The sequence below is a fragment of the Micromonospora sp. NPDC002411 genome, from assembly GCF_053592955.1.
In genome coordinates this window covers 1-1,575 of record NZ_JBSFBM010000619.1, presented here as the reverse complement: position 1 = coordinate 1,575, position 1,575 = coordinate 1, and the positions used below count along the sequence as shown (strand labels likewise).

Below are 1,575 nucleotides of genomic sequence, written 5' to 3'. Positions count from 1 at the left end.
CCCGGATCATCGGCCGCCCCTGGTGTCGCGGACGGTCAGGATGATGCAGATCTGTTGGCCGTTGAGGTCTCGGCGGCGGTTGACCATGTGCGCTGCGTACTGGAGGCGGTCGTCGACCCGGCGGTGTCGTTGGCGCCGCCGGAGCCGGCGTTCGCCGATCTGCGGGGCCTGTACGCCGACGGCGCTCCCGCCCGGAAGGTCCGGGAGCAGGTGGAGGTCACCGCGAACGCCCAGGACTTCGTTTAGTCACCCCTGGCCAGGGCATCAGAAGCGGCCCGACGACGCTGGAGGTCCCATGTCCGAGCCCGCTGACCGCCGCTACGGTCCCGCGACCCTTCCGCGGCCGCGCGGCCCGCTCTCTGCGGCTGTGGTCGAGGCTCTGCGGCGTCCGCCGCACGACCTGCCGACCGGTCTCGGCGTCGACCTCGACCCTGCGGACCCGATCACCGACGAGGACCTCCAGCTGACCCTGTTCCTCTGCTACGAGCTGCACTACCGGGGCTGGAGTGGTGTAGACGAGTCGTGGGAGTGGCAGCCGACGCTGCTCGCCCTGCGCGCCCACTGCGAACGGCTCTTCGAGGCGGCGCTGCGCCGGCTGGTCGGCACGCCGGTGGCGCCCGTCGCCGGGGTGGCCGCCGGCCTGGCCGAGGTGGTCGCGGCCGACGACGGACCGTCGCTGGCCACCGACCTCCAGCGACGCGCCGACCTCGCCCAGTTCCGCGAGTTCGTCGTACACCGGTCGGTGTACCACCTGCGCGAGGCGGACCCGCACAGTTGGGCGCTGCCCCGCCTCGGTGGCCCGGCCAAGGCCGCGCTCGTGGAGATCCAGACCGACGAGTACGGCAACGGCCGGCTGGACCGGATGCACGCCGAGCTGTTCCGGAGCACCCTCGACCGGCTCGGGCTGGATGTCGGGTACGCCGCCCACCTGGACGCCGTACCGGCCGTGACCCTGGCGACCAACAACCTGATGTCGCTGTTCGGGCTGCACCGGCGACTGCGCGGCGCGCTGCTGGGACACCTCGCCGCGTTCGAGATGACCTCCTCCTTGCCGAACCGTCGCTACGGCAACGGGCTGCGCCGGCTGGGCTTCGACGAGGTGGCCACCCGCTTCTACGACGAGCACGTCGAGGCCGACGCGGTGCACGAGCAGATCGCCGCCCACGACATGTGCGGTGGCCTGGTCGCGGTCGAGCCGGCCCTCGCCCCCGACGTGCTGTTCGGCGCGGCGGCCGGGCTCGCGCTGGACCGGTTGTTCGCCGCGCACCTGCTGGACAGTTGGGCCGCCGGCCGCAGTTCCCTGCGGCCACCTACTCCGCCGGCGCTGCCGCCGACCGTCTCACTCGTTGCGTCGACCCCGGCCCCACCGGGGGTGGTCGCCCCGCAGGCCCCGACCGCGCTCGTCTGACGAGCCCGCTGGTCGCGCTGCTCGCGCTGGTCGCGCTGCTCGCGCTGTCCGCCGAGAGCCGGTGGCGTGTTGCCGCCAGCCCTCAGGCGTAGGGCCGCCGCCAGCCTTCAGGCGTAGGTCTCTTGCTTTCGTCCTTTGCTCTGCACCCACCGAGGCGACGGTCACGG

Annotated in this window: 2 protein-coding genes; both read left to right on the top strand. The window is 73.0% G+C overall.

The window, feature by feature from the left end; all coding sequences use genetic code 11:
* Positions 1 to 246: hypothetical protein (locus ACWCO3_RS34510; protein ID WP_450014192.1), on the top strand; the 246-nt coding region annotated here is incomplete at its 5' end.
* 49 nt (positions 247 to 295) lie between these two features.
* On the top strand, positions 296 to 1,408 hold the full coding sequence (locus ACWCO3_RS34505; RefSeq protein WP_450014190.1) for an iron-containing redox enzyme family protein: 1,113 nt from the start codon (positions 296 to 298) through the stop codon (positions 1,406 to 1,408).
* Positions 1,409 to 1,575: the final 167 nt, after the last annotated feature.

Excerpts from the sequence above, each read along its gene's own strand:
- ACWCO3_RS34505 (WP_450014190.1), top strand. The coding sequence starts at position 296 with ATGTCCGAGCCCGCTGACCGCCGCTACGGTCCCGCGACCCTTCCGCGG.